We start from the raw sequence: 6054 nt of genomic DNA on the forward strand, positions 1-6054 counted from the left end.
ATCCGGAACGACTCGGGCAGCTGGTCCGGCTTGACGGCGTTCACCAGGTCCGGGGCGTCCGCGTACATCTGCTTGAAGCGGTTGTACGCCTCGTCGTCCTCGGGACGCGCCGGCCGGATCGTCGGTGCCGGGTCGGTCAGGCTCACGCCTGCTTGGTCTCCCAGAAGATCTTCGAGATCTCGTCGATCTTCGAGAGCAGCTCGTCGGCCTTGGCCGGGTCGGTCGCACCCTTGGCGCCGGCCGCGCCGGCCAGCTTGGTGGCCTCGTTGAAGAGCTGGTGCAGGTGCGGGTACTTCTCGAAGTGCTGCGGCTTGAAGTAGTCGGTCCAGAGCACCCACAGGTGGTGCTTGACCAGCTCGGCGCGCTGCTCCTTGATCAGGATCGCCCGGGTGCGGAACTCCGGGTCGGTGTTCGACTGGTACTTCTCGCAGATCATTTTGACCGACTCGGCCTCGATCCGGGCCTGCGCCGGGTCGTACACGCCGCACGGAAGGTCGCAGTGGGCGCTCGCGGTCACACGCGGCGTGAGGATGCGGGGAAGGCGCATCAGGTCCTCCATGGGATGTTTGCGATGATCGGAGACGACATTACTCCTGGACGTGCTCCCCGGCGGGCGAGAGGTGAAACCCCGGTGCGTGCCGTGAACGGACCCGCCGCGCCGGTGCTGCGCGGCCCGCTGGCCGCGGTGCTGGTCACCGGCCCGTCCATGGCTCCGACACTGCGGCACGGCGACGCCGTGCTGGTGCGTACCGGTGGCCGGCCGGTGCGCCCGGGGGATGTCGTGGTCGCGGTCTTCCGCACCCGTCCCGACCTGCTCGTGGTCAAGCGCGCCGTCCGACCACAGGACGGTGGCTGGTGGGTACGCGGCGACAACGACCTGGTCACCGACGACTCCCGGGCGTACGGCGTGGCCGACGTAAGGGGTCGCGTGGTCGCCCGGTACTGGCCCCGTCCCGGGCGGATATGACCCCGCTCACATCCTGCCGCCGGACGCGTGACTATGCTCGGAAAGTGCCCGGGTGACCCCCGCACCGCCGCCCCGCTGGCCGCAGACCATCGCGCGCCGAGCCGGCCGGTCCGTCTGCTCGACAGATTCTGGAGTCACCATGTCTTCGCCCACCCCGGACCCCGCTGATCCCGTCTTCCGGCTGCACCTCGGGGGCAAGATGGCGGTCGCCTCGACCGTCCCGCTCACCAGCCGGGAAGACCTCTCCCTCGCGTACACCCCGGGCGTGGCCCGGGTCTGCGAGGCGATCGCCGCCGATCCCGACCTCGCCGACGACTACACCTGGGTGTCGCACACCGTCGCGGTGGTCACCGACGGTTCCGCCGTACTCGGTCTGGGCAACATCGGCCCGCGCGCGGCGCTGCCGGTGATGGAGGGCAAGGCGGTGCTGTTCAAGCAGTTCGCCGGGGTGGACGCGGTGCCGGTCTGCCTGGACACCCAGGACGTGGACGAGATCGTGGCGACGGTGCGCGCCCTGGCCCCGTCGTTCGGCGGGATCAACCTGGAGGACATCAGCGCGCCGCGCTGCTTCGAGGTGGAGCGGCGACTGGACGAGGCCCTGCCCATCCCGGTCTTCCACGACGACCAGCACGGCACCGCGATCGTGGTGCTGGCCGCGCTGCGCAACGCGGCGACCCTGCTCAACCGCAAGCTCGGCGACCTGCGGGTGGCGGTCAGCGGGGCCGGCGCGGCGGGGGTCGCGGTGACGAAGATGCTGATCGCCGGGGGCGTCAACCCGGACCAGGTGGTGGTCTGCGACTCGAAGGGCATCATCGGCCGACACCGCGAGCTGACCGGGACCAAGGCCGAGCTGGCCGAGACCACCAACGCCGAGGGCCGGCAGGGCGACATCGCCGAGGCGCTGCGCGACGCGGACGTGCTGGTCGGCGTCTCCGGCGGGCAGATCCCCGAGTCGGCGGTGGCCGGGATGGCCCCGGGCGGGATCGTCTTCGCGCTGGCCAACCCCACCCCCGAGGTGCACCCCGAGGTGGCCGCCCGGCACGTCGCGGTGGTCGCCACCGGCCGCAGTGACTACCCCAATCAGATCAACAACGTGCTCGCCTTCCCCGGCGTGTTCCGCGGCGCGCTCGACGCCCGGGCCACCCGGATCACCGAGGGGATGAAGGTGGCCGCCGCCGACGCCATCGCCAACGTGGTCGCCGAGTCGCTGACTGCGGAGGCGATCGTGCCCTCCCCGCTGGACCCGCGGGTCGCGCCGGCGGTGGCCGAGGCGGTCGCCGAGGCCGCCCGCCGCGACGGGGTGGCCCGTCGCTGAAACGGGGGAAGGGGCCCGTCTTATCGGGTTTCGCACAGGAAGGGCCCCTTCTTAACGCACGCTCAGCTTGTTACCGTGCCGATCATGCGTGCCGCCTATGCCTCGGCCCTCGACGCCGACAACCCGCTCGCCGCGCTCACCGTCGGCGACCGCCCCGAGCCGACCCACCCGCAGGACGACTGGGTCACCGTGCAGGTACGGGCCAGCTCGCTCAACCACCACGACCTCTGGTCACTGCGCGGGGTGGGCCTCGCCTCCGACCAGCTCCCGATGATCCTCGGCTGTGACGCGGTCGGCACCGACCCGGACGGCAACGCGGTGGTCATCTACCCCGTGGTGCCCACCCCGGGCGACCCGCGCGGGGTCTCCATCCTGTCCGAGCACTTCCCGGGCACCTTCGCCGAGCGGGTCGCCGTACCCCGGATGAACCTGCTGCCGCTGCCGGACGGCCTGTCGCCCACCGACGCGGCCTGCCTGCCCACGGCCTGGCTCACCGCGTGGCGGATGCTCACCACCAAGGGCCGGGTGGACGAGGGCGAGTCGGTGCTGGTCCAGGGCGCCGGCGGGGGTGTGGCCACCGCCGCGGTCGCGCTCGCTGTCGGGCTCGGCAAGCGGGTGTACGCGACCAGCCGCGACGCGGTCAAGCGGGAGCGCATCACCGAGCTGGGGGCGACCGCGCTGGAGCCCGGCGCCCGGCTGCCGGAGCGGGTCGACGTGGTGATCGAGACGGTCGGCGCGGCCACCTTCGACCACTCGCTGAAGTCGGCCGCCCCGATGGCCCGGATCGTGGTCTCCGGCGCCACCGCCGGGCACGAGCCCAAGGTCAACCTGCGCCGGGTCTTCGCCATGCAGCTGGAGATCCTGGGCACCTCGATGGGCACCCCGGACGAGCTCACCCAGCTTCTCGCGTTCTGCGCCGAGCACGAGGTGCGCCCGGTGGTGGACCGCGTGGTGCCGTTCAGCCGGATCGAGGAGGCCTTCGCCCGCCTCGCCTCCGGCGAGGTCTTCGGCAAGGTCGTCATCGACCACACCGCCTGACGGCGGGACACCACCCTGGACGGCCGCTCAGAGGTGGTCGTCCAGGGTGGCGAGGTGGCCGCGGGTGGCGTCGGTGGGGAGGCGCTTCTTCGCCGCCGCGTCGCCGTAGAGGGTCCAGCGGAGGAACTCGACCGCGGTGTCGGCCACCACCCGCAGCGCCTTCCCGTCGCTGAGCAGCGCCCGGCCGTGGTCGCCGTTGGGCAGGCTGAGCATCGCCTTCGGCCAGGGCACCGCGTCGTAGGCGGCCTTGCCGGCGGCGTAGCTCACCACCTCGTCCGCCTCGCCGTGCACGAAGAGCTGCGGCGCGGCCGCCCCGGCGAACCCGGTGCCGACCCCCAGCGCGGTACCGGCGAAGACGATGCCGGCGTCCAGCCGGTCATCCCGCCCGGCGGTGAAGAGCCCGATGGTGGTCACCCCGCCCGCGCTGTGCCCCGCCGCGGCGACCCGCTGCGGATCGAGGTGCCCGCGCAGCGGGTCGCCCGCCTTCCCGTCGAGGGCGAGCACCTGGGTCAGCGCGTACGACACGTCGGCCGGCTGGTTGAGCACGTCGAGGGGGTTGCCGTCGCCGCCGGCGCCGGTGTGCGGGAACGTCGGGGCGGCCACCACGAACCCGGCCGCCGCCCAGCGGCTCAGCAGCAGCTGGTAGTCGGTGGGCCGGGCACCGAGCCCGTGGCTGAACATCACCACCGGGAAGCGTCCGCCGGCGGCCGGCGCGGACCGCTCCGGCTCGCCGCCGGCCGTGCCCCGCGCCGGGTACCAGACGGTCACCGGCAGGGGGCGGTCGCCGCCGCGGTTCAGCTTCAGCTGGCGTACGCCGACCGCGAAGCTCGTCGTGGGGGCGTGCCCGGCGGGTACCCGGGGGGACGGGGCGCTCGCCTTCGGCGGGGCGTCGGGAGCGGACCGCGCGGTCGGCCCGGCGCCCCCGGAACAGCCGGCCAGACCCGCACTGAGCAGGGCGGCCGTGATCAGGGTGGCGCGGCGTCGGAACATGAGGACGATTGTGCCTCGCGGCAGGGCCCGGCGGGCCGGCTCAGCGCGGCCGGCCCGGGGTCAGGCTCGCCCGGAGCCGGGCCAGGTCCTCCGCGTCCTTGGGACGGCGGGGCCGGTCCGGCATCCACACCGGGTACATCTCCTTGAACTCGATCTGGGCGCCGACGTCGATCACCGGGGCCGTGTGCCGGCCGATCCGGCCCGGCCGTCCGTCCAGCATCCCCTCGGGCAGCGGGGTGCCGGCCCACGGCCCGGCCCCGACCACCACCCGCCCCTGCGCGTCCCGGTCCAGGTACGCGAAGCTCAGCTCCACGTCGTCGCGGATCAGGTCGAGCTGCCGCTCGGCCGGCATCCGGGGGTCCGGTCGCCAGCCGTGCCCGCCGAGCAGGGCGGCCAGCGGGGCGACGTCCCGCCGCCAGCAGTACCAGTCGACGTCCACGTGCGGCCGGGTCACCTCGCCGAGGTGGAAGTCCACCGCCCACCCGCCACGCAGCCAGACGGCGATCCCGGCGCGCCCAGCCAGCTCGCGTACCTCGCCGATCGCGTCCAGCTGTCGTCCCGTCAGCCCGTCCACGAGCCGACCCTAGCCGCAGTGCGGGCGGCGGTGATGACCGCCGGGACCGGCGAGCCGGCGGGGGTCCGGGAGGCGACGCACACCGCCCGGTCGGCGAGGCGGCCGCTCCCGCCCAGGCTCAGCGCGGCAGGGCGCGGGTGGTGAGGGCGGCGACACCGGGCAGCGCCGCGTCGGTGCGGAGGCGGCGCAGGGCCGGCCGGTCGTCGTAGAGGGTCCAGCGGAGGAAGTCGGTGGTGGTGGCGAGGACCTGGGCGAAGCCGGGGCGGCCCGGGGTCAGGTACCCGCCGTGGTCCTGGCCGGGGAGGCTGAGAAAGGCGGCGGGCCCGGGGCTGCGGGCGTACCCGGCCCGGCCGACGTACTCGGGCACGACCGGGTCGGCGGCGCCGTGCACGAACAGCAGCGGAGCCACCGGACCCGCGAAGCTGCCGGCCATGCCGCCACCGGCGATCACGATGCCGGCCCGGAGCCGGGTCGAGTGCCCCGAGGTGAACATGCCGGCCGTGGTGAAGCCGCCGGCCGAGTGCCCGGCGGCGGCGAACCGGGCCACGTCCAGGTGGCCGGCGAGCGGATCGCCGGGGCGGGCGTCGAGGCGTACCAGGTGCCGGATCAGCCGCCACCCGTCGGCGGGCTGGTTCCGTACGTCCGCCCAGGCGAAGTCGCGGGCCCGCAGGTTGGTACGCGGGAAGGCCGGCGCGGCCACCACGAAACCCGCGGCGGCCCAGCGCGTGGTCAGCGGGGCGTGCAGTTCCGGCAGGCTGCGCAGCCCGTGGCTGTAGATCACCACGGGGAACCGGCCGGCGGCCGGCGGCACCCCGCTCCGTACCGACGGAGCGCCCGGCGGGTCCGGCGTGGCGGGGAGGGACCCGGCCGGGGCGGCGGGGTCCGCCGGGTACCAGACGGTGACCGGCAACGGCCGGGGACCGCCCGGGTCCACGACGAACTGCCGCACGCCGACCGCGTACGGCCGCTGCGGGGCGGGCCGGTCCGGGCGCTACCCGCACGTGCAGCTCGATGGTGCCGTCGCGGCGGGGAGCGTTGGCCGGCGAGTAGTACCGCCAGGCGCGCACCGCCGGGTGGCCACCCCGATGGATTGGCCGGGCGTGAACCTCAACAGGTAATTGGGCCGCACCGTCAGCACCGCCACGTCGAACGTCCGCTGCTCGTGGCTGA

General features: G+C 74.4%; 6 protein-coding genes and 2 pseudogenes. 3 read left to right on the forward strand and 5 right to left on the reverse strand.

What is annotated here, in order from left to right; genetic code table 11:
- Positions 1-142: 142 nt before the first annotated feature.
- Positions 143-547, reverse strand: coding sequence for a superoxide dismutase, Ni (sodN, locus tag ACWEVO_RS27520; RefSeq protein WP_163599666.1), 405 nt, complete (start codon positions 545-547; stop codon positions 143-145).
- 84 nt (positions 548-631) lie between these two features.
- Here sodN and ACWEVO_RS27525 point away from each other — a divergent pair, with 84 nt between their 5' ends.
- The 3 genes from ACWEVO_RS27525 (at position 632) to ACWEVO_RS27535 (ending at position 3320) form a co-directional block, all read left to right on the forward strand.
- The gene (locus tag ACWEVO_RS27525; protein ID WP_452310400.1) at positions 632-967 is read left to right on the forward strand and encodes a S24/S26 family peptidase; all 336 of its coding nucleotides are present in this window, start codon (positions 632-634) and stop codon (positions 965-967) included.
- A gap of 139 nt (positions 968-1106) precedes the next feature.
- Positions 1107-2282, forward strand: a complete 1176-nt coding sequence (locus ACWEVO_RS27530; RefSeq protein ID WP_452310401.1) for an NAD(P)-dependent malic enzyme — start codon at positions 1107-1109, stop codon at positions 2280-2282.
- Between the two features lie 84 nt (positions 2283-2366).
- Positions 2367-3320 carry a zinc-binding dehydrogenase gene (locus ACWEVO_RS27535; protein ID WP_452310402.1) on the forward strand — a complete coding sequence of 318 codons (954 nt, stop codon included), beginning with the start codon at positions 2367-2369 and terminating at the stop codon, positions 3318-3320.
- A gap of 27 nt (positions 3321-3347) precedes the next feature.
- On the opposite strand, the gene ACWEVO_RS27540 is transcribed toward ACWEVO_RS27535, so the two are convergent.
- From ACWEVO_RS27540 to ACWEVO_RS27555, 4 genes and pseudogenes are all read right to left on the reverse strand, one after another.
- Complete coding sequence (locus ACWEVO_RS27540) at positions 3348-4310, reverse strand: alpha/beta hydrolase family protein (protein ID WP_452310403.1); 963 nt, start codon at positions 4308-4310, stop codon at positions 3348-3350.
- A 40-nt stretch (positions 4311-4350) separates the two neighbouring features.
- Positions 4351-4884, reverse strand: coding sequence for a nucleotidyltransferase domain-containing protein (locus tag ACWEVO_RS27545; RefSeq protein WP_452310404.1), 534 nt, complete (start codon positions 4882-4884; stop codon positions 4351-4353).
- 118 nt (positions 4885-5002) lie between these two features.
- Positions 5003-5863 (reverse strand): annotated as a pseudogene (locus ACWEVO_RS27550) (alpha/beta hydrolase family protein); the annotation flags it as partial.
- 10 nt (positions 5864-5873) lie between these two features.
- Positions 5874-6054: pseudogene (locus tag ACWEVO_RS27555) on the reverse strand (FAD-binding oxidoreductase); the annotation flags it as partial.

Source organism: Micromonospora sp. NPDC003776 (genome assembly GCF_053605645.1).

What these genes read in the sequence shown, in the direction of transcription:
- sodN (WP_163599666.1), bottom strand. Translation starts at nt 547, where the DNA reads ATGCGCCTTCCCCGCATCCTCACGCCGCGTGTGACCGCGAGCGCCCAC.
- ACWEVO_RS27540 (WP_452310403.1), bottom strand. Translation starts at nt 4,310, where the DNA reads ATGTTCCGACGCCGCGCCACCCTGATCACGGCCGCCCTGCTCAGTGCG.
- ACWEVO_RS27535 (WP_452310402.1), top strand. Translation starts at nt 2,367, where the DNA reads ATGCGTGCCGCCTATGCCTCGGCCCTCGACGCCGACAACCCGCTCGCC.
- ACWEVO_RS27530 (WP_452310401.1), top strand. Translation starts at nt 1,107, where the DNA reads ATGTCTTCGCCCACCCCGGACCCCGCTGATCCCGTCTTCCGGCTGCAC.